The 21,842-nt window shown below is 44.1% G+C and carries 21 protein-coding genes and 1 pseudogene; 7 read left to right on the forward strand and 15 right to left on the reverse strand.

Translation table 11 applies throughout. The features are described from left to right. Positions 1–287: 287 nt before the first annotated feature. Complete coding sequence (locus tag A142_RS01720) at positions 288–587, forward strand: YfcZ/YiiS family protein (protein WP_017062761.1); 300 nt, start codon at positions 288–290, stop codon at positions 585–587. A 36-nt stretch (positions 588–623) separates the two neighbouring features. Here A142_RS01720 and A142_RS01725 read toward each other — a convergent pair whose 3' ends face one another. After that, positions 624–920 carry a YnjH family protein gene (locus A142_RS01725; RefSeq protein ID WP_019825683.1) on the reverse strand — a complete coding sequence of 99 codons (297 nt, stop codon included), beginning with the start codon at positions 918–920 and terminating at the stop codon, positions 624–626. A 103-nt stretch (positions 921–1,023) separates the two neighbouring features. Between A142_RS01725 and A142_RS01730 the strand changes: the two genes are divergently transcribed. Further along, positions 1,024–1,623 carry a hypothetical protein gene (locus A142_RS01730; protein WP_019825685.1) on the forward strand — a complete coding sequence of 200 codons (600 nt, stop codon included), beginning with the start codon at positions 1,024–1,026 and terminating at the stop codon, positions 1,621–1,623. 141 nt (positions 1,624–1,764) lie between these two features. On the opposite strand, the gene A142_RS01735 is transcribed toward A142_RS01730, so the two are convergent. Continuing rightward, a complete protein-coding gene (locus tag A142_RS01735) occupies positions 1,765–2,871 on the reverse strand; it encodes a 1-acyl-sn-glycerol-3-phosphate acyltransferase (protein ID WP_029405674.1) in 1,107 nt (368 codons plus the stop codon). 175 nt (positions 2,872–3,046) lie between these two features. Between A142_RS01735 and A142_RS01740 the strand changes: the two genes are divergently transcribed. After that, on the forward strand, positions 3,047–3,673 hold the full coding sequence (locus A142_RS01740) for a hypothetical protein (RefSeq protein ID WP_017064307.1): 627 nt from the start codon (positions 3,047–3,049) through the stop codon (positions 3,671–3,673). A 133-nt stretch (positions 3,674–3,806) separates the two neighbouring features. On the opposite strand, the gene A142_RS01745 is transcribed toward A142_RS01740, so the two are convergent. Continuing rightward, positions 3,807–4,292 (reverse strand): hypothetical protein, encoded by a 486-nt coding sequence (locus A142_RS01745; protein ID WP_019825688.1) that lies wholly within the window; start codon positions 4,290–4,292, stop codon positions 3,807–3,809. Positions 4,293–4,319: 27 nt separating this feature from the next. After that, the gene (locus tag A142_RS01750) at positions 4,320–4,841 is read right to left on the reverse strand and encodes a nicotinate-nicotinamide nucleotide adenylyltransferase (protein ID WP_019825690.1); all 522 of its coding nucleotides are present in this window, start codon (positions 4,839–4,841) and stop codon (positions 4,320–4,322) included. A 109-nt stretch (positions 4,842–4,950) separates the two neighbouring features. On the opposite strand from A142_RS01750, the gene nadE reads away from it, so the two are divergent. Next, positions 4,951–5,781 (forward strand): ammonia-dependent NAD(+) synthetase, encoded by an 831-nt coding sequence (gene nadE, locus A142_RS01755; protein WP_019825691.1) that lies wholly within the window; start codon positions 4,951–4,953, stop codon positions 5,779–5,781. 97 nt (positions 5,782–5,878) lie between these two features. Here nadE and A142_RS01760 read toward each other — a convergent pair whose 3' ends face one another. Then, on the reverse strand, positions 5,879–7,735 hold the full coding sequence (locus tag A142_RS01760; protein ID WP_019825693.1) for a hybrid-cluster NAD(P)-dependent oxidoreductase: 1,857 nt from the start codon (positions 7,733–7,735) through the stop codon (positions 5,879–5,881). A 217-nt stretch (positions 7,736–7,952) separates the two neighbouring features. On the opposite strand from A142_RS01760, the gene A142_RS01765 reads away from it, so the two are divergent. Both A142_RS01765 and pyrC read left to right on the forward strand, forming a co-directional pair. After that, complete coding sequence (locus A142_RS01765; protein ID WP_017059962.1) at positions 7,953–8,111, forward strand: YqaE/Pmp3 family membrane protein; 159 nt, start codon at positions 7,953–7,955, stop codon at positions 8,109–8,111. 192 nt (positions 8,112–8,303) lie between these two features. Next, the gene (pyrC, locus tag A142_RS01770) at positions 8,304–9,332 is read left to right on the forward strand and encodes a dihydroorotase (protein WP_009845762.1); all 1,029 of its coding nucleotides are present in this window, start codon (positions 8,304–8,306) and stop codon (positions 9,330–9,332) included. 116 nt (positions 9,333–9,448) lie between these two features. Here pyrC and A142_RS01775 read toward each other — a convergent pair. Further along, positions 9,449–10,353: pseudogene (locus A142_RS01775) on the reverse strand (DUF808 domain-containing protein). A gap of 175 nt (positions 10,354–10,528) precedes the next feature. Here A142_RS01775 and A142_RS01780 point away from each other — a divergent pair. Beyond that, complete coding sequence (locus A142_RS01780; protein ID WP_019825696.1) at positions 10,529–11,455, forward strand: M14 family metallopeptidase; 927 nt, start codon at positions 10,529–10,531, stop codon at positions 11,453–11,455. 201 nt (positions 11,456–11,656) lie between these two features. Here the strand turns inward: A142_RS01780 and A142_RS01785 are convergent, their stop codons facing one another. From A142_RS01785 to A142_RS01825, 9 genes are all read right to left on the reverse strand, one after another. Further along, complete coding sequence (locus tag A142_RS01785; protein WP_019825698.1) at positions 11,657–13,264, reverse strand: BCCT family transporter; 1,608 nt, start codon at positions 13,262–13,264, stop codon at positions 11,657–11,659. A 485-nt stretch (positions 13,265–13,749) separates the two neighbouring features. Beyond that, complete coding sequence (locus A142_RS01790) at positions 13,750–14,322, reverse strand: malate synthase (protein ID WP_017064292.1); 573 nt, start codon at positions 14,320–14,322, stop codon at positions 13,750–13,752. Positions 14,323–14,558: 236 nt separating this feature from the next. Further along, positions 14,559–15,479 carry a cache domain-containing protein gene (locus A142_RS01795; RefSeq protein ID WP_019825701.1) on the reverse strand — a complete coding sequence of 307 codons (921 nt, stop codon included), beginning with the start codon at positions 15,477–15,479 and terminating at the stop codon, positions 14,559–14,561. 11 nt (positions 15,480–15,490) lie between these two features. After that, positions 15,491–16,831 (reverse strand): TRAP transporter large permease, encoded by a 1,341-nt coding sequence (locus A142_RS01800; protein WP_019825703.1) that lies wholly within the window; start codon positions 16,829–16,831, stop codon positions 15,491–15,493. Between the two features lie 37 nt (positions 16,832–16,868). Continuing rightward, entirely contained in the window at positions 16,869–17,411 is a 543-nt protein-coding gene (locus A142_RS01805) for a TRAP transporter small permease (RefSeq protein ID WP_017064289.1), read from the reverse strand. Between the two features lie 164 nt (positions 17,412–17,575). Beyond that, complete coding sequence (locus A142_RS01810; protein ID WP_019825705.1) at positions 17,576–18,577, reverse strand: TRAP transporter substrate-binding protein; 1,002 nt, start codon at positions 18,575–18,577, stop codon at positions 17,576–17,578. Positions 18,578–18,694: 117 nt separating this feature from the next. Further along, positions 18,695–20,161, reverse strand: coding sequence for an NAD(P)/FAD-dependent oxidoreductase (locus tag A142_RS01815; RefSeq protein ID WP_019825707.1), 1,467 nt, complete (start codon positions 20,159–20,161; stop codon positions 18,695–18,697). Between the two features lie 48 nt (positions 20,162–20,209). Further along, complete coding sequence (locus tag A142_RS01820) at positions 20,210–20,647, reverse strand: nuclear transport factor 2 family protein (RefSeq protein ID WP_016767899.1); 438 nt, start codon at positions 20,645–20,647, stop codon at positions 20,210–20,212. A gap of 262 nt (positions 20,648–20,909) precedes the next feature. Continuing rightward, on the reverse strand, positions 20,910–21,725 hold the full coding sequence (locus A142_RS01825; RefSeq protein ID WP_019825711.1) for an FRG domain-containing protein: 816 nt from the start codon (positions 21,723–21,725) through the stop codon (positions 20,910–20,912). Positions 21,726–21,842: the final 117 nt, after the last annotated feature.

Raw genomic sequence — 21,842 nt, forward strand, 5'->3', positions numbered from 1 at the left:
CCAACGAAAAATTCATTGTATAAATACCTATCAAGCGATAGATAGTCTTATAAAATCATTTCTGGCGCAACTAAGTGAATGATATTCTGACATATTAATAACATTCCTTTTCAACAAAACGTGAGGTAAATCACATACATATTTGGCGGCGCGAATGTAGATATTCATTAAACACCTTAACAAACAACATAGCATACCAGTATAAATTAGTTCAAAGGTTTTAATTTTTGTAGATACAGTTCAAATTGCTCGTTAGAATAACCTCAGACTTTGTAAGAGGATTATTTATGAGCCAAGATATTGGTAATAACGATGTATGTGAGGCTTGCGGCTGTGCAGGCGAAATCGGGTTCATCATTAAAGAAGGCGACGATGTTGCTGAAGTAACGGTTTACGGGAACTCAAAAGCACTGATTGAAGCTGAGTTTGCTAAGTATGTTGAACTTGCTAAACAAGTGTCTAGCAACGTTGAGTTCGAAGCATCAGAGATGACTGAAGAAAGCACAGAGTTGCACGCTCGCTTTAAATTTGAAGTTAGCGCTGAGAAGATTATTTTTGAACTTAAGACTCGCTCTCTAGCGCGTTAATATAAGCATTTATATTCTTATTAAAAGACGAGTGAATTACTCGTCTTTTTTTAATTGAACCCAAGCCAGTGACCCATTTTGCTCAAAATCATTTTCTGCAGCGCACTGAATCACTACGCCCCCCACCTCTAACACTGCCCCAATACTATAAGCCTTGTCATCATAATAACAAACTCGTTGCTGTTGACTGCCTTGTGTCACCACTACCGCAGCTTTACCGGGCGTTGAAATTACTTTATTGGCACTCGCAGACATTGAGCCAAACACTGAAGCGGCTATCAGAAAGACCTTAATAATTCGTATATTTACTCTAATCATTGATTTACCTATCATCTTTGCTCCATTTCTCGTTAATTTACCGCCAAATGGGTAAAACACTATGCGAGATTAATTTTTCCATTATAGTGTAAACGTCTATCGTAATAAGAAGCTTGTTATGCTCAGAATAATTGCACTTATTATTGGTTCTTTAACCATAACAAATGTCAGTGCAGAACCACTCGATCACTATCAAATATTGAACCATCTCGATAATTACGGAAACTTATATCTACGAAATAAGCCTTATACATCACTTCCAACTGGCTTGGTGGTAGATGGTAATCTCAATATAGAGAATACTGCGATCACACGCCTACCCAAAGGGTTAGAAGTGAACGGCAGCCTAAAAGGCTCTAACAGCCAACTCGCTCGAGTCCCGAGCAGGGTTAAGATAAAAGGTTACGTCGACTTGATTGGCAGCCAAATCACCAGTTGGCCAAGAGGTGTAAGAGTGGGCGGCTTTATTAACCTCACCGATACTCCACTGGAAAGGCTACCGAATGGCTTTAGAGTGAAAGGCGATCTGAGCGTGATCCGCACTCCTTTAACCGAGCTACCCAACGGGATCGTGGTTGATGGCGACTTATATATAGGCGGTTCTGGGATTACAACATTCCCCGAGACTATGACAGTTAAAGGCAACATCTATCTAGGCGGCAACATTGTAACCATATGGCCAACCAATCTAGAGCTCGGTGGCGCAGTCGCTCGCTAATTCAGACTGAAGCTCTAATGCTCGAATACGTGAATGCTCGATCGCAGCAGCAAGTAGCCATTCAGAAACAAAAAAGGAGCCCAAGGCTCCTTTTTCAATTAAATCAAGTTGCTAATCAACTAGCAAGCTAACTAACGCTCGTTAACCAATGTTCTTCACTGGGTTCGCGTAGCTATCGATCAAGTACTGACGCGCGCCTTGTGGCAAGCTCGATAGTTTAGCTTCAAACTCTTGCTTAACGGCCGCTGTAATCGACTCGTCTTCTTTTTCTGCTGCCAGTAAGTTTACTGGAAACAGTTTATAGTTATCGTGGATCTGACGATCGATCTCTTCAGCAAGCGCTTCTGGCGTTTCAAAATCTTGATCGATAACTTGACCGAAACCGACATGAACACGTCCTTTGTTACCGATGATACCTTGAATGATACTTTCGATATCTTCAAACTCACCTTTTTCGTAACTGCCGTTTACGTCTTTTTCAAAAAGCTCTATCGCTTTCGCTGTGTCACATGGATCGTTTTCGTATGAAATAGCCACAGGAACGATCTTCAATGATTTCACGTACTCAGGAAATGCGATTTTTTGCTTACGCCCTTCAACATGGAACATCTTCAGAATTGCTGGCTCTGTGAAATCATTGCCGTCTTTTGCACGACCTTCTTTCTGAGCGATCCAAATAGAGTTACCTGTTTCTAGAGAGTGCTTAATGTACGAAGACAACTGCCCTAGCGCTTTCATCATTTCACGTGGCCCTTTTAAAGAACGCTTTACGATGAAGCTTTTGTTCAGACGCATAAGTTCAGTCGCACATGGCTTCTTCAGCAGGTTGTCACCAATAGCGATACGACAAGTCTGGTGGTTATTTTGATGCAGAGCGTAGTTAACAAGTGCAGGATCCATAGCGATATCACGATGGTTAGAGACAAACAAATAAGCTTGATTCGCATCCAGTGACTCTACGCCAGTGTATGTAACACCATTAGTAGTCTTAGCCAATGTATCGCGTAAGTACTTTTTCACTTCAATTTGAATGGATTCAACGCTAGTCAGCTTGCTCCACTTCATTTTTAAGTACACACGCAAAATCGGGCTCATTAATGCTTTGAACCAAGACGCATGGTTTGAAAAACGGTAGTGCAAGATTGCACTAATAAATTCTTCATCGTTAATAAGACGGTTTAGTGCCGCTGGAATTTCATCATCGCCGTAAGGACGAATATCAACATATGGATCGGTTGGAGAGGTCATTTTTTAATTCATATAATAAAAAGCTGGCTCATTCTACGCGTTGTTTTGACTTCTCGCAGCTACAGAGCCCATACTTTTGACAAGGTCAGACCAGAAACATTGAAAATCCCCTGTTATTGTTGGCATTCTTTAAGATTAACGGTAATCTTGACGCCCCAAAATTAAGGTACTATCTATGAACTTCGCTATTGAATATACATCGGCTTACTTTTCACACTTGGTGATCACACCACGCAAGAAAGTACTTAAACATAGCCTTGTATCGGTTCAAAGTGGCTTGGTTTTGATTAAGTTAGGCAAACAAGAGTATGCCGTTGAACCAGGACAAAGCGTCTGGATTCCATACGACTGCCTAACGTCACTGACCTACTTTCCAAACACTCAGGTTAACCGCGTCGATTTTTCTGTTCGTTTGACGGATTCATTCCCAAGACAAGCGGGTTACATTACGCAAACTAACCTCTCTTCGGCGCTACTAGAAAAGTTAGAACAAACCAAAGCTCGCGCTTCCAATGCCAATAATACGGAACAAGCGTTTAAAGATATGCTTTCTGTATTGAAGCAAGAAGTGTTGTCGTTTAAACCACTGCTTTGCGAAAGTGCTCTTTCTCAGCGATTCAATCAATGGAACATTGATGATTCAAACCTGCCACAAGAGCACACTCTGGTGATGGTGATGCGAGAAGCGAAGAAACGCATGCAGTCAGGCCAGAAACGTTCACTTGTGATTGATGACCTGTTCTCAGGTAAAGAAGAAGAGTTCGAACAACTGTGTATGCTTGTTTTTGGTGAAGATCTATAGCTTGGCAGTAAGTGAGTGTTTGTATTTAAACTAGCAAGCCAGATACTAAAAAGCCGCAAAAACTGAGTTTTTGCGGCTTTTTTAATTCTTACTGTTTAGACGTAGTTAGCAATCTATCTGTGTATCTGCCTGTCTAAAATGGCAATTCAACTTGCATCATTAGGTCGGCGTCACGTGAGTCATGCCAACGGTAATCAAATCGCATGCGCGGTTGCCCTTCTACTTTATCACCAAAGCCAATGCTCAATTGAAGGCCATGATTCATCAACCACTCTTCTGTCGACATATCATACTGCTCATCTTCAAGGTCTTCTGGAAACCACATACCCAAACCAACATAGTTTGACTCAATGCTTTGTGTCAGCAATGGCGAGTCTTTACTTTGAAGTACCCAGTCAGACCAATAGTCTGGTGTGCTCTCGGCCTCGTCTTCACTCATACCAGTGATTTCCAGCATGCGCTCACCAAAAGACTCAATGCTCGTAGAAAGATCTAGACAGTTGTCATCTTCATCAGAAGTCAGCATGATTGAATCTAGGCTAAAAAAATCACACTCAGCATACGCAGGCATACTGCATGCTGCCATGATCAACGTCGCTGGTATCGCGCTCTTTAGCATAGTCCTCTGACCTCTTGATTAGTGAACTTACATTATCTGATACAGTCCACTATCTTGCAACATCTTTGTAACTGACTTTGTACTCAGTTTTGCCACATCGCTTCCACTTATCAGTGCATTACGTATGTCTGTGCTGCGAATTTTCACTTTTTCAGGGCAAGCCATTACAGACCACTGCTCGGTAATCTCATCTGATTTATAGAAAGATGAGAACTTAAAGAAGTTATCTGGGCCAATAACAAACGTCAGTTCAGCGTCACGATGTAACTTTTGAAGTTCACTGAGCACCGCATAAGTCGTCACGCTTTCACCTGGGGTAAATAGGCTCTTTTCGATCAAAGAAAGCTCCACTTGCTCCAGTGAAAGATCGCTAATAAATGCGTTAACTAACTGACATCTCGTATCAAAGTCTAGCATCTCTTTTCCCCAAGCATGGGCAATACTTGGAACGAGTAGAATTTTGTCAAAGTGAGCCAACGAATCAATCACACTTTTGTGCCCTAAGCTCGGTGGATTAAACGCACTACCGAAAATGGCTATTTTTTCCATTATTAATTACTGCCTTCTCTTTCTAAGCTTGTGCAAAGAGGTTTTTAAATCGGATGATTTAGGTATGATAACACTAGATTTTTAATTTGCTTGCAGGAAAGGAATACGAATGGAACAGTTAATTCGTGACGAAATGCGCGTACTACCTTCAATTGACCCTCACTTCGAAGTGACTCGTCGTGTGGACTTTATCAAAACGAAACTTCAGCAGTCAGGCTGCAAGTCTCTGATCCTTGGTATCAGTGGCGGTGTGGATTCGACAACTTGTGGTCGCCTAGCGCAAATGGCCGTTAACAGCCTAAATGAGACGTCTGGCAGCAACGATTATCAATTCATCGCAGTTCGTCTACCTTATGGCGAGCAAAAAGATGAAGACGAAGCACAGCTCGCTTTGTCTTTCATCGAGCCTTCTCAATCAGTTTCAGTAAACATTAAAGCGGGTGTTGACGGGCTTCACGCAGCCTCTCACGTGGCTTTAGAAGGCACAGGCTTACTACCAACAGATTCTGCAAAAATCGACTTTGTGAAAGGCAATGTGAAAGCTCGTGCTCGCATGATCGCACAATACGAAATTGCAGGTTACGTTGGCGGCCTTGTAATCGGTACTGACCACTCAGCGGAAAACATTACTGGCTTCTACACCAAACACGGTGACGGTGCATGTGATTTAGCGCCTTTATTTGGCCTGAACAAGCGTCAAGTTCGTGAACTAGCAGCAACACTGGGCGCTCCAGAGCTACTGGTTAAAAAAGTGCCAACCGCTGATCTAGAAGAGCTTGACCCACAAAAAGCCGATGAAGCAGCATTGAACCTTTCTTACGACCAAATCGATGATTTCCTTGAAGGCAAAGAAGTCCCTCAAGACGTGTCTGACCGCTTAGTGGGCATCTACAAAGCAACACAACACAAGCGTCAACCAATCCCAACGATCTACGATTAATTATCTGAATTAGTCTCAGGATCTAAAAGGCCGGATGTTCATTTAACGAACTTCCGGCCTTTTTTATTTCGTGCTTTTCCTTATGACCTACGCGTCGTTAATCCACTACTTCGATATCAGTTTGCGGAACACTGCAACACGCCAGTATCTGACCCATATTACGTTCATGCTCTTGCAATGCTGGTACATCCGGTTGATGAACTTGTCCTGACTCAAGGGTCACTTTACAAGCGCCACAGAAACCAGCACGGCAGCTTGAAGCAATAGACACACCGGCCGACTCAGCTTGCTCTAGCAGGGTTGATTGGTTATTACCTTCAAACAGGTAGCCATTGACACTTAGCTGCAGCTGCTTCACCGCCTCTTCGGTAGACTGAGCAACACCAAACGCTTCTTGATGATAATGCTGAGGATTAAGCCCCATTTGAATCAGCAATTTCTTGGCATTATCCATAAAGCCGTCAGGGCCACACACGAATGCTTGGCGTTTATGAAGCGCTTCAATTTTAGCGACATGAGACACGCTCAAACGACCTGATAGACCATCCCACTTTTTCGTTGGCTGGCTTAACGAATAAATCACGCGCAACCCAGAATGTTCGTGAGCGATCTTATCAATCTCTGCTTGATAAGGGATATCTTCTTCACTGCTGCATTGGTGATAGAACACCACATCATCAATTTGATCATGGTCTGCTAAGTAACGAAGCATCGACAGCATTGGCGTGATGCCGCTACCTGCAGATAAAAGTAGTAAAGGGTGCGTTGGATTTTGTTCTAGATAAAAAGCACCGTCTGGGTTTTGAGCAACAAGAGTGTCACCTACTTGGAAATGGTCATTGAGCCAGTTTGAAATTTGACCATCGTCCACTCGCTTTACAGAAATCGCCAAACGGCCTGCGCGTGATGGGCTAGAAGATAACGTGTAACGACGAGAAACCTTCTCGCCATCAATCACCATCTCAATCGGTAGATGCTGCCCAGGCTGGTAACTTGGTAGTGAGTGGTTCTCTTTCGCTGGTTCTAGCCAAAACGTTGTAAAGTCGCGAGCGATCTCTTCACGTTCAACACAGGTTAAGTGCAGCGACTCCACCCATGTGTCTTCATAATGCTCTTTCTCTTTGGTTTCGAGAACTTCAACCACGTCACCCGCTTTAATCAAACCCTCGTTTTTTGCCACAAGGTTTTGACCAAAGAATACGCCACCACGCTCATTCGCTCTGAATGTAGAGAAGGTATTAAGAGGCTCTTTTGTCGCTCTGAATTCGCCGCTCTCAACATCTACTGTCGTTAGGATACAGCGCTCACAAGGCTTCACCGCTTCGAATTCAACCTCACCAATTCGGATACGCTTCCAGCTATCTTCGGCAAAGGCTGCTGTATTTGAAACAACAAAATTGGTGCGGAACTGATCCATTGAATGGACTTCAGGGCTGCGGCGATTGAGCTCATCTAGAGAGGCTTGGCTGATCACCAACATTGGATAGCCATCAGCGAAGCTTACATTCTGACCAAGCTTTTCTCGGACACGATTTGATTGCTCGCCAGAGAACAGTAACTCAACACGAACACCCAACACGTCACTGAACCAATCATCCGCCTCGTCGTTGGTGGTATACGCTGTAAAGCTGTCTTTCCACACCGTTGCTGGCACTTCTTGCATCTTGAAGTTTGCATATTTCAGACGCAGTGGCTCTTTACCTTCATAAGTAAAAATCAAACCGTCTGGCTGCAAACTTGAAGAGACCTTAACCATCTTCGGGTACTTGCGCGCTGTAACCATTGAACCGTCTGCCAACGCCAGCATGAAACGCCTGTCAAAAGTTAGACCTTGTTTTTCGACCCAAGCAGAAGAGAGCGCGATCCCGCCCACAGATTTCACGGGAAATACATTGATTTGAGATAGAGAAGGCACTTGCTCTAAAGCCTTTTGATCTGACGGTAGCTGCGACATAACGATTCCAATGTTTTGTTGTTTGTCCCAATGCTAACAAATGGTTATAAATAGATAAACTGGCAGCTACTAAACACTTGATACTAAGCTATTATCTTGAGATGTTTAGCTTTCTATTTTGATACATTAAGGCAGCAATGCAGTAACACTCTCCATACGTTCTATAATTTGAACACGGTTATCGCATTGAACCTTCATTGAATAAAAAGGATTTATCATGAACAAACTCGTCATTATCATTTTATGTGTACTGCTTCCGCCTGTTGGCGTGTTCTTCGCTCGCGGCGCCGGGAAAGATCTGGTGATTAATATCATTCTTACTTTCTTCTTCTGGGTTCCAGGAATGATCCATGGTCTGTGGGTAGCCACCCGCTAACCCTTATTAACAAATAGATACCGAATAAAATATCCATAAAAACAAGCTCCTAACCCTGAAGAGTTAAAAATAGGATGAAATGAAAGTGCTTTTCCACTATCATCCTGTCGCCTAAACGTAAGCGATTGCTTTCACAGATTTCGCTGAGTTTAGGCTCCAACTACATAACACTTCAAATGGTGGGAGCCTTCAATGACACAACTTACGATTACTCGTCCTGACGACTGGCACGTTCATCTACGCGATGGCGAAGTATTAAAAGATACAGTCCGCGATATCAGCCGCTACAATGGTCGAGCGTTAATCATGCCAAACACCATCCCACCGGTAACCGATACCGAAATGGCTCTTGCTTACCGTGAACGCATCATGGCAGAGCAGCCAAGTGAACAGTTCCAGCCTCTAATGGCACTTTACCTAACAGACAACACAACACCTGACGAAATTCGCAAAGCGAAAGAATCTGGCGCTGTTGTAGCGGCGAAGCTATACCCTGCTGGCGCGACGACAAACTCGGATTCAGGCGTAACTTCAGCTCAAAAGATTTACCACGTGTTAGAAGCGATGCAAGAAGTGGGTATGTTGCTGCTTGTACACGGTGAAGTAACGGCTCACGATGTTGATATCTTTGACCGTGAAAAAGAGTTCCTAGACACGGTTCTAGCACCGATTGTTAACGACTTCCCTAACCTCAAGATCGTTCTAGAGCACATCACGACTGCAGATGCAGCGACTTTCGTTAAGAACGCTAACGAGAACGTAGCGGCAACCATCACAGCTCACCACTTGCTTTATAACCGCAACCACATGTTGGTTGGCGGCATTAAGCCACATTTCTACTGCCTACCTATCCTTAAGCGCAACACACACCAGTTAGCACTTATCGAAGCGGCAACAAGCGGTAGCAAGAAGTTCTTCTTGGGTACAGACTCTGCGCCACACGCAAAAGGTGCTAAAGAGTCAGCATGTGGTTGTGCAGGTTCTTACACAGCACACGCTGCGGTTGAACTGTACGCTGAAGTATTCGATTTAGAAGGCAAGATTGAGAACCTAGAAGCGTTCGCGAGCCACAATGGTCCGGATTTCTACGGCATGCCACGTAATGCAGACACCATCACTCTTGTTAAAGAAGAATGGAATGTTGCTGAAACGATGCCTTTCGGTTCAGACATCGTTGTACCAATCCGTGGCGGCGAGACGATTGCTTGGTCTGTAAAATAAGCGCTTGGGCTGTTAAATAAACGCCCTCCATTTAACGAAAAGGGTCACCATAATAATTATGGTGACCCTTTTTTGTTTCGATGAAAGACTGTCTTATTATAAATAATAATGAACGATTACTTACCGCGTATTTTTCCAATCGCAGTCCAAACAGCAACGACAATCAAGCCAGCTAAAACCCCAATCACACCGTTTAATAGCGTCGGTACCACCGCTGTCGCAATCGTATGTCCACTAAAATCCATAATAATCGGTTCAATTAAATGGTGAATCGCAGGAACGTTGTGCACCACAATACCGCCACCAACCAAGAACATCGCAGCTGTACCGACCACAGCAAGCATCTTCATCAGCTTTGGTGCAAAGGCGACTAACCCATTACCCAAACGGGTTTTAATGCCACTACCATTCGATGTTCGCTGCAGATAGAAGCCTAAATCATCCAACTTAACGATCCCTGCTACTAAGCCATAAACACCAATCGTCATCACAACGGCTATCACACTCACGACAAGAATCTGAGTAAGGATACTTGTACCCGTTACGGTACCTAGCGCAATCACAATGATTTCCGCAGATAATATGAAGTCGGTACGAATCGCGCCTGAGACCTTTCTCTTCTCATATTCCTCTATGGATTCGCCAGTACTCGTATCCTCTTCCTTCTCGTCATGTTGATGAGCATGAGGAAAGAGCTTCTCTAAGATTTTCTCCGCCCCTTCAAAACAAAGAAACAGACCACCAATCACGAGTAGTGGCATGATCAACCAAGGGATGAACGCACTGATCAATAATGCCGCCGGAACCAAAATCAGCTTATTTTTAAATGAACCTTTTGCGACCGCCCATACCACTGGGATTTCTCTTTCAGCAGAAACACCTGATACCTGCTGAGCGTTAAGGGCTAAATCGTCACCCAATACGCCTGCGGTTTTTTAGCTGCCACCTTAGACATCAGTGCGACATCATCCAACACGGTTGCAATGTCATCTAGCAGTGTTAATAAACTTGCTCCAGCCATTTTATTGTCTCTTTATAAAGGATTGAACCATCGATGAAATGTAACATCATCAATTCACTCATCAAAGTTATGAGTCTGTAAAAAATAAAGTCACAAGTTGTGTTTTCTATTGCTGTCTCTGTTAGACAGGAATAATCTGTCTTAATCTTTCACGAACATAAAAGAAAAAGTATAGATGAAAAGTGAATCTACCTACCCAATTGGTAAGCCAGGACAAAAGTGGCAACAAGCAGAACGTGAAGCATGGTTAGCTCAAAGAACGGTTAAGCGTGAATACCAACAAGAAGTTGTGCCAAAGATTAAAGCACTTGCAGACCGTTTTGATATCGAACAATACGGTGCACTGAGCTACGACGAAGCTCGATTCCCACTTTTCGCAATTAAGAGCAAAAACTGGGATGAGTCAAAGCCAACCATTCTTGTTACAGGTGGCGTTCACGGTTACGAAACCAGTGGTGTACATGGCGCTATCAAATTCGCAGCGACCCAAGCAGAGAAATACGCAGCACATTTCAACATAGTGGTTGCACCTTGTGTGAGCCCTTGGGGTTACGAAGTCATCAACCGTTGGAACCCAAATGCTGTTGATCCAAACCGTTCTTTCTATGACGGTACACCAGCTGAAGAATCAGCAAACCTGCGTGCGTTAGTGGCGTCTCTGCCAGAGGTACTGGTTCACGTTGATCTACACGAAACGACGGATTCTGATGAAACGGAATTCCGCCCTGCACTCGCTGCACGTGATGGTATTGAATACATCGAAGGCATGATCCCAGACGGTTTCTACACAGTTGGTGATACTGAGAATCCGCAGCCTGAATTCCAAGCGGCGGTAATTGCTTCAGTTGAAAAAGTAACGCACATTGCGCCAGCAGATGCAGACGGCAAGATCATTGGTTCTGAAGTTACTCAACATGGTGTGATTAACTACCCAATGAAGAAGCTTGGCTTATGTGGTGGTGTGACTGATTGTAAGTACGGCACAACCACTGAAGTTTACCCGGACAGCGACAAAGTGACAGACGAAGAGTGTAATGACGCTCAAGTTGCTGCGGTAGTCGGTGCTTTGGATTACGTAATTCAGCACGAATTAAACGCTTAAGCTAGTACCTAGTTCCCTAGAACTAATCCCTAAAGCTAAAAAAGAGCCACAAGTGACGATTCACTTATGGCTTTTTTTTTGTCTTTTCTGCTTATCTCTAATTTCTTCTTGGGCATAAAAAAGCTCCCTTGCACACTGTGCAAGAGAGCTTTGAAATCACGCTTAGCGAGGAGTCATTCACTAACTCCCTGCTTGGTTTCTTTAGTTAGCCGTTTCGCTAACGCTTGCTTGTCCTTTATCTACTTCAGTCAGTAGACCTTTCAACAAGCTGAAACAACCAATCAGAAGAATGATCGTAAACGGCAATGCAGCAATGATCGTGATCGATTGCAGAGCTTGGATAGATTGAGTACCACCAATCCACAGCATTACCATTGCGATAGCACCTGAGATAACCGCCCAAACCACTTTCTGTTTAACAGGAACTTCAAGCTTACCACCCGCCGTCATGCCATCGATAACGATAGAGCCTGAGTCTAGCGTTGTAACGAAGAACACAATGATCAGTGCGACAGCGAGAACTGACAGAATGCTACCGAACGAGTAAGCATCTAGCATGTAGAACAAGCTTAGAGATACGTCTGTGATGCCTTGGTCGAGGCCAAGTTGTCCCACATGGTTAATTACTTGCTCGATTGCCACGCCACCGAAGATCGACATCCAAGCTGACGTTACCAATGTTGGGATAATCAGTACACAAAGTAAGAATTCGCGAACCGTACGGCCTTTAGAAATACGCGCTACAAACATACCGAAGAAAGGTGCATACGCAACCCACCATGCCCAGTAGAACACAGTCCAACCATGTAGCCATGTTGTGTCTTCTCGACCAGAACTTTGGCTCAATGCAACGATGTTTTTCACATAACCCGTTACCGCAGTCGCCACAGAATCAAGCACAGTTGTGAAGTTCAGAACAGCGATAAGACCAAGGAATACGAACGCAATAACCATGTTCAAGTTACTAAGGAACTTAACACCACCGTCCATACCACGTAGAACGGAGATGATCGCTAAGCCCATGATCAGAACGATGATCGATTGCTGAAGGAAGATGTTGTTTTCCAAGCCAAACACGTGGCTGATACCACTTGCTGCTTGTGTACCACCTAAGCCTAATGAGGTCGCAAGACCAAACAACGTAACCAGTACAGTAAGTACGTCGATCACATCACCGGTTTTGCCCCATACTCGTTCACCCAGAATTGGGTAGAACACGGAACGCATTGATAGCGGTAAGCCTTTGTTGTAAACAAAATACGCAAGGCAAAGTGCCGTCATGCCATAGATAGCCCAAGCATGGAAACCCCAGTGGAATAAGGTCGCACCCAGTGCCAATTCACGGCCAGCTTCTGTGAAAGGTTCTGCATCGAGTGGCGTTCCGAACCAGTTGGTGAAGAACGCCGTTGGCTCTGCAACACCCCAGAAAATAAGTCCAATACCCATGCCTGCTGCGAATAGCATCGCAATCCAAGATGACATTGAATAATCCGCAGTCGCGTCTTCGCCACCTAAGCGAACTTTACCCAAAGGTGAGAATGCAAGAATAACGGCAAAAACTAACATGATGTTGGCTCCCCACATAAAGAGGAAGTCAAACTTAGATAAAACAGCACCCTTGATAGAATCAATCGCAGCTTTGGCATCTGCAGGAGGAAGAGCAAGAAGAGTGATGATAAAAAGAAGAGATAAGCCTACTGAGGCTACGAAGACTGTGTTATGGACATCCATGCCCCATTTACTGACGTTATCTTGACCAACTTGATAGTCAGTAGAATCAATACTGTATTTTTTTGATTTAAAACTCATAAATTATGATGTTCGCATATCCGAATCAACGAATATAAGGACGCTCTCCATATCCAACTACTACTTGATTAGCTCGCCATTTCACAAAAATAAAACGTGATAAAAACCACCGAGCAAGGTGATAAATGGACTTACTGGCTCAATCCCAGGACGCGCATAATAGCACAGCACGAAGCATTTTGACTGAGTTTTTGCTCAATAGTCACCCAAAGCACCGTCAATCATGATAGTTGAGACAATAAAAACAGAATAAAATAAACAAATAAAAACCTTTAAATACAGCGCATTAAATTAAAATAACGCACCGTAAAATATCATTCAAAGTTTCTACAGATAATTTTACTAACCACCCAATTTATTTATAGCTCTAATAAAAAAGCCCCGCTATAGGGGCGGGGAAATTACCAAAGGTAAAAGAGAAATCAGTGTTAGGATGTCAGTGCTGCGTCTAGCAGAGCAGCACTTCACATTTCAAAGACAGCACATTAGATCGCGAAGCAAAAACCTAGGTTGTAGTCTTCGCCATTCTTCGCCGTGAACTCTTTGTCTTCACTTGATGCATTCGGACGGCCGCTTTCATCGCCTTTTACTAAGCTCACCCAGTGACGAATACCTGAAGAACGGCTAGCCTCAGTTTGGCCAAACGTGGTGCACGTCTCTAATTGGATATCTTGAATATCAACTAACTCCAGACGGCCAGTGCCTTTACGAGCGCCGATTGTCACTTCAACGTGTGTACCACTTTCATCGCGGAATAGGATTGCTGAAGGCTTAGACTTGTCACCAGTGTAAGCTACAAAATGCTTAGCGCGTTTCAGGCCGGTGTGTTCACCGTTTTTGAAATAAACCTGAACATGTCGGTAATCAATCTCGTAGCTCACTACATCTTCATGTGAACCAGTCTCTAGAGGAAATAGAGTATCAAGCAGCTGTTTCGCCATTTTTTGTTTTTCGAGTTGCTTGTCTGCTTTCACCATCTCGACGGCAAAGACAGCTTCAGCAATAAATGTTGAATGGTTTCTGTGAAGTTCTGTTTTGTCTAGTGTCAGCATATTCATAGTCTATCCCTCGTACGGCTTTAAATTTCATTTAGGTCAAACATCCCAATAGACCCTTTTCAAAATTGTTCTTTACTGTGTGGTTTCCATGTTTTTCATACTACTTGTATTTTTGAAACAATTTCACAACAAAAATTACACACTGTGAATTTTACTAAATCGCTTTTTTACACAAACCGGTATTTCGAGCCCCCAGCCCTTTATTTAACTGGGTTGAGGGTTCAGTAGAAACACGTTTACGTGTTGTTTGAATTTGTGTAATAACCCACTCCAACCAACTTATTGTCGATCACTCGATAGTAAGTGTGCTTGGTTTCCACTTTGCTCGACAGCGGGTTTAACCATCGGTAGGTGTAAACACCTCGGCCGTTTTCTTTCGCAAGGTTCAACATCTCCGTGAGAATTGGCTTGTCGTCAGGGCTTAGAATTTCGTTGTGTGAACGCCCGACAAGCTCAGGAGAAACCCCGTGCGCCAGCAGTTTCCCAGAGTTCATATCCATCACAAACACATACAGGTCTCCTTCTACAAAACTTCCTTCGGCGTCATTGAACTCCGTTAAACTCTCTTGTTCTGACTCCACTATCGCGGTCATCGCTCTCGCCAATAAATTCTTAGCCTCAGCAGCACTCGAACGTTCTGGGTAATAACCCACAGCGACAATCACATCGCCCACACGCTCAAAGAAAGTCGTTTTCGGCTCACCCATACGATCAGTCGGATTAGTCCAGTGATACTTCACTTCACCAAAACCGTTGTGTACCGCTTTGGTGATCATTTCTCGGAAAAAAGGATTGCCGTAAACGTCTTGCGTGTCCAACACACTGTCACCAACCAGCACCATCGAAGATCCGCCACTGGCAAGGAATTGGCCATCGATGCCCAAAGCAAACACATATAGCTCACCATCGATATATTCAGGGTCACTCATAAAGTCTTTAACGCTTTCATCGCCATCCTTTTGAACATGGACCACCGCTTTAGCAAGGAGAGTTTTGGCTCTTCTTTCTGCGTCACTGACAACGTGTGGTTCAGAAATATCGAGCACATTAACTGGCTTATTTTCTTCCATGGTTTCTGAATGTTCGGCACGTAAACCAATGCCACTCACAACAGCAAACACGGCGCAGCCAATGAGGATGATTCTGGATAAATTCATGGTTATCTCTCCTAATAGCCCACTAAGGACGGAAGCCAAAGCGTAATTTGTGGGAAGAAAGCGATAACAAACACGCCCACAACAGAAGCAAGAACAAAGGGATGGATTTTCGCGGTGATTTGCTCAACCGTTGAGCCACCGATCCCCGAGGCGACAAAGATGTTTTCGCCGAGCGGCGGCGTTGCAAAGCCTATCGATAAGGTACACACCACCACAATGCCCACGTGAGTTGGATCCGCGCCCAACATGTACATGATTGGTAGCAGCACTGGCACAATAATCATGATCGCCGCCAAGGTTTCCATAAACATGCCGATGAACAGCAGCAAGGTAATCGTCAGAGCCCACACCATGTACATGTTGTCGGTGAAACTGAGTAGTGATTCCGCCACAACAACTGGGATTTTTTGCTCAATCAACAAGCGTCCAAACACGGTGGCAGCAAAGAGGATTAACAATACGCGGCCAGTGATCCACGTGGTGGTCGACAAAGATTTCATCACGCTTTTGAAAGATAACTCTCGGTGGATAAACACACCCACAAACAGCGAATAGAAAATCGCCACAACCGCTGATTCTGTTGGTGTGAACATGCCGCTGTAGATACCGCCAAGAATCAAGAACGGCGCTAATATCGACCATAATCCACGTCGCAAGTAGTGCCTTACATCACCAAACGACCACGTTTCGGTCAGCCCTTTATAGCCTTCTCGCTTAGCAATGAAGTAGTTGGTTACCACCAGCGTCGATGCCATGATGAAGCCTGGTACAACCCCAGCGACAAACAGCTTTGGAATCGACAGAGAAGCAAACTGGCCGTGTCGAGCAATGGCTTCCGGTGGCGCCATTAAGCCCATTGCAGAGATACCAAAGATAACCAAAGGAATAGATGGCGGGATGATAATACCCAACCCACCAGATGCAGCTGTAACTGCCGATGCGTAGCTCTTATCGTAGTCACGCTTCACCATCGCAGGCACCATTAACATGCCTACCGCGGCGGTGGTTGCAGGGCCAGAACCCGAAATAGCACCAAAGAAAAGACATGCCATTACCGTTGCCGCGCCAAGCCCGCCAGTTACGGGCCCAGCTAAGCTTTCAGCGATATCCACCAGACGTTTGGAGATACCCGCTGCCTCCATTAAAGCACCCGCAAGAACAAAGGCTGGCAGCGCCATTAATGGGAAGTTACCCACCGAGGTAAACGCGATTTGTACTAAAGCGATGGGATTTTTATCGAGCAACATATAGGCCGCCATCGAAGCGCCGGCCAGTGATACTGTGATTGGTGCGCCTAGGATTAAAAGCGTTAAAAAGCCACCAAATAAAATTAGAGTTAAATAGGATTCCATTATTACATCTCTCTATTACGACTATTCTCTGTGATGACTATTGCGCAGACTTTTGTGCCGTCATTTTGCGCAGCTCTTTGACTTCTGGATCTTCGTTGGTTGCGCCTTTGAATAAACGCTCATAATTATTCCAGATAATTCGAATCATCATCAGTGAAAACGCGATAGGTAAAATCATGTAGAAGTACTTCATCGGGATACCTGTAGTCTGAGACTTCCAAAATAGATTCATTTTGTTGAACACGAAGTCGTAGCTGAGGTAAACGAAGTAGCCGTTGAAACAGAGCCATAAGAAGTCAGCGATGGTTTCACTCACGGTCTGCACGATTGGCGGAAAGAATTTAAAGTGAAAGCTCACTCGGTTGTGCGCCGACATCTTGGCCGCCACAACAGCCCCTAGATAGGCAAACCAAACGAACATGTAAGTAGCGACCTCATCCCCCCAAGGGATAGAGTAATCAAAGAACTGGCGAGTAAGAATTTGTGTGAACAGCAATAGGACAAAGCTTGCGAGCAGCAGACAACACGTATATTCCTCAATGTTGTTTAAGTGCTTTTTTATTGTTTTAGCGACTGACATATAACCTCCAATGTTGATTTCCACATGACAACCAGTCGCTCACGGTCCTAAAAAGATCAGGTACAGAACAGATCAACGAGTAAAGCCATGTAAATGCCCTATCTCACTGTTCTATTGCTAGGTGTTTAAGTAGCAGAGAGCAGCTGATAGGGCGAATCTAATCGTTACTTTCTACCTAGTAACTCAAGAACGTCGTCTAGCTTGTCTTTGCCCCCAATGCTTGAGTAGAACTTAGGCCAAACTGACTTAGTCACCTTGTTGATCCACTCTTGCTCGTTGTCTGCTGGGTCTGTGAATACCATGCCTTTTACTTGCAGTTCTTCACGGATCTTGTTTTCAGTATTTTCTAAGTATGCAAAGCTGTGCTCTGTCGCTTCCTGACCCGCTTCAAGAATGATCTTTTGCATTTCAGGCGTCTGTTGTTGGAAGACTGTTTCACTGACGATAAGCGGCTCAAGTGAGAAGATATAACGAAGGTTTGTGACGTACTTTTGTACTTCATTGAACTTCATCGCATGCACAGTGATATATGGGTTGTCTTGACCATCAACCACACCTTGCTGCAGGCCAGTAAATGTTTCTGACCATGCCATTGGTGTTGGGTTTACGCCCCATGCTTGGTAAGAAGCAATCATGATTTCGTTACGAGGAACACGAATCACTAGTCCTTTTAGATCCGCTGGTGAAGCCACTGATTTTTTAGAGTTAGTCAGAACCCTAAAACCAGAATAAGCCCAACCAACGATACGAACGCCTGCATCACGAATGGTGTTATCGACAAGGTCTTGACCCACTTGACCTTGAGTTAATAGCACCGCTTCTTCTGCACTTTGAATGACATAAGGCATGGTCAATAGACCAACCGTTGGAGAGAAAGGCGTCACGTTGTTGATCGCCAATACTGAGAAGTCGAGAAGACCGATTGCCGCGTCGTTGACGGTGTCTTGCTCGTTGCCCAATTGACCATTCGGGAACAGGTCGATTTTGACTTTACCGTCTGTTTTTTGCTCCATCAATTCAGAGAATGAGGTCGCTAATTCCCACTGAGTACCACCAGCAGCATCGCCGATAGCCATTTTAAAATTTGCTGCTGCCGCGGTATGAGATAGCATCGCTGTTGCTACAATTGTGACGCCAGCAATAATTTTATTTTTAATCAATTTCATAGTCTTAACCTTTCCTATCATACAGACTTCCTGCCTGTACTTTGCTCACAAGGTGACCTGGTACAACTTTCCTGGTCGTAGTTCTATTTCCCTATTTTGGAAACAATGTTCGAGTAGCTAAAGCACTTCATCCTTTAACGAATACCACTGATAAAGGAACTGTTGCCCTACTCTTCGAAATGGTGCAAACATCTCAGATTCCACCACTTCCCTCACGTTGGGGAACGGAAGTTTTGATTCAAATATTGGCAAGTCAAGCTTATGACCTTCACCTGCGATCCACTGAGCGAGGCGCTTGCCTGCTTGAGCGGAGTACATCACACCATTGCCGCCATACCCTAGTGCGTAGAATATGGATTGCTTTGGATTCGGCTGATAGATTCTTGGCATCATGTCGTGGCTAACATCCACCCACCCCCACCATGAATAATCGATTTTGATCTGATCGAGAGAAGGGAATTTTCGGGTTAAATCCGCTCTCAACATGTCTTCGTATTTCTTTTCAGGTGCATTCTTGCCACTGATGGCACTGCGTGTACCGATCTGCACTCGGTTATCGGGTAACAAACGGTAGTAATGACGCAAAATTCTGGTGTCAGTAATCACCTGATTGGTTTTGAAGTTACACGCGGCGATTTCGTCTTGAGTTAACGGACGTGTCACCATCGAGTTAGAAAGTACGGGTAATAGGCGATTCTTAAGCTCTGAATGCAAACTTTGGCTGGTATACCCACCAGTACAAACACCGACAGAACGAGCCTTAACCACACCACCTGGTGTTTTTAGGTAATGCACACCATTACGTGTTTCCCAACCCATCACAGGGCTTGCTGGGTGAACTTTTACACCGAGTGCTCTCGCCTTTCTTAGATAACCAAACGCCAGTTTCCCTGCATGGATGCCAATACCTTCTGGCTCATGCATTGCGCCTGCCGCTTCTTGATCACCAACGTAATCACGTTTTACGGTTTCCGCATCTAAGATCTGCGCATCGTAATCGAACGTGTCACGCAGCAACTTGGCTTCTTTCTCTAGGGTTGCCATCACTTTTGGACGGTGAGCGACGTATAAGTGGCCGCCCGGTTGTGGGTCACAATCAATGTCTTTGATTAGAGACTTAAACGTGTTCATGCCATCGATGCATTCGCGGTGCATTTTTAGCGCGGTTTCCAGTCCCCAGCGTTCAATCCACTGGGAACGCTTCAAACGTCCTGAAGCACACTGTGCCTGACCACCATTTCGGGTGCTGCAGCCCCAACTCAAACGGTTGGCTTCAATCACTGTCGCTTTAATACCGTACATTTCAGCAAGGTGTATCGCAGTGCTTAGGCCTGTGTAGCCTGAACCGATAATAGCCACATCGACATCCATGTCTGACGTGATTGGGCCATCATCTTCAGGTGGTACGCCTGCGGTATCTACCCAATAAGTCGGGGCGTATTCCTTACCGTGACCTGGGCTCTTGTCTTTAAGTGGATCGTATTTTGGATCGTATTTATCTTTTGCTTGGGTACTTTCTTGTGCTTGGGTGCTTGTCACCTTTGGCGGCACATCGGCTGCCGGTTGTTCCATTACTAAACTCATAATTCGACTCTCCTAGTCATAACACGTGAACGGGTTGTGGTTTCGTGTCTAGCTCTTGGGAGTGTTGTTAGGAGTCAACAGAGGTCTTGTTTTACGGAAGGCATTTTTTACGCTGATTTTTCCCTCTTTCAGAGTAAACACATCAACCATACGAGCTTCAATGACAGTGCCATCAGGGTTAGTCGCAGAGAACGTTGATTCACTTACCGCGCGGTCACCACACACAAAGTGGACAGGGTCGCTCCAAGCTGCATCTGGAAAGTTCTGCCAAACCAATTCAAAGCTATTGCGAACGGCTTCGTACCCTTCGATAGTGTTTCCAAGTTCGCCTTCTCCAGCCACGGTGTGGAAGACACAGTCTTCGGTCATAAACGACATTAGCGCTTCAATATCATGGTTATTCCATGCATCACTAAAAGACTGTAAAAAGGCGGTGTCGACTTGGTTTTCCAGCACGAATGTCGCTGCATTGGTTTGCATATTCATATTCCAGAATCCTTTATGTTTTCGTTATTGGTTTAAATTTCAGTAGCTTTGCGCCACTTTTTTATTAGAGTGTTTAAACTAGATCTGCGAGAGCTTAACAACTTGATAACAAGATTCATCACTCTAACTTCGAGTTAGGTTATAAACAATCTCTAAGCTCACAGATTTCATCTTTTTATAAATTAATTAGTGTTCTAATTTTATTTACTCAACTTTTCACTCACGATATAAGAGGTATAATTAAATTATAACGTATTAGCCTTTAGTCGAAATCAAAGTCTTGATGATATTTGCGACCATACTGTTCAAGTTGACGATCATGAGTATTCACTTGCAATTCGATATTGCCGTCACCTTTATTTATGACTTGGTTGTTATCTGCATGTGCTTCTTTTTTTAAATCCGTTAGTTTCTCTTCGACATACTCTGTCGGTTCATTTAAAACATTCATGGATATTAACTCCTTTATCAGGTTTACTTTCACTGATGGAAGAATATGAACGGACACTAGACCGTTTGAATATTCTTTCTCATCGTACAAAGGCTGAATGGCATCATTGCCACCTTCCTTAAATGGGTGAATGGAATACCACTTGTCCTTGCGTGGCTCTTGCTGATCACAATCAGCCACATTGAATATCTGAGTTCGATTGAGGTCACATGGTGAGTTAAAAACACTAACCTTATGATAATCAATAGCTTTGATAATATTGAGACAGTCTTTACTTTGGCTATGACATACAGACCACAGCGCATTAATCAGGTTATCTGTCCATTCAAGTAAACGGGTTGGAAACCCCTGTTTCTTTGCTAAACACATCAGTAACCAATCGTTTATCTCGTGTGCACTCAACGAATGCCCGCCATAAACTCTCACGGTCGAGAGAAGCTCTTGTTCGACACGGCGAATGTTCTTACGATTGGAACGGCCTAAGCTTGGCATCAGGTTATTATTTTCATAATCACACACGTTGTAAATTAAACCACGATGTCCACTACACTCAGCAATTAGCGAATCGACTATTTCATACAGTTCTTCTATTGAACTTATATAACGTTTATTTTTCACAACATGCATATAATAGGTCACTTAATTTAAATTCAGTACAATCCAAGCTTCAACATTTACGATTATAAGATCAACATCGTTAGCTATAACTTCCAAAAATGATAATAGGTGTATATCTTCGTCAAA

Source organism: Vibrio splendidus 12E03 (genome assembly GCF_000272105.2).
Classification (GTDB): Bacteria; Pseudomonadota; Gammaproteobacteria; order Enterobacterales; family Vibrionaceae; genus Vibrio; species Vibrio splendidus_I.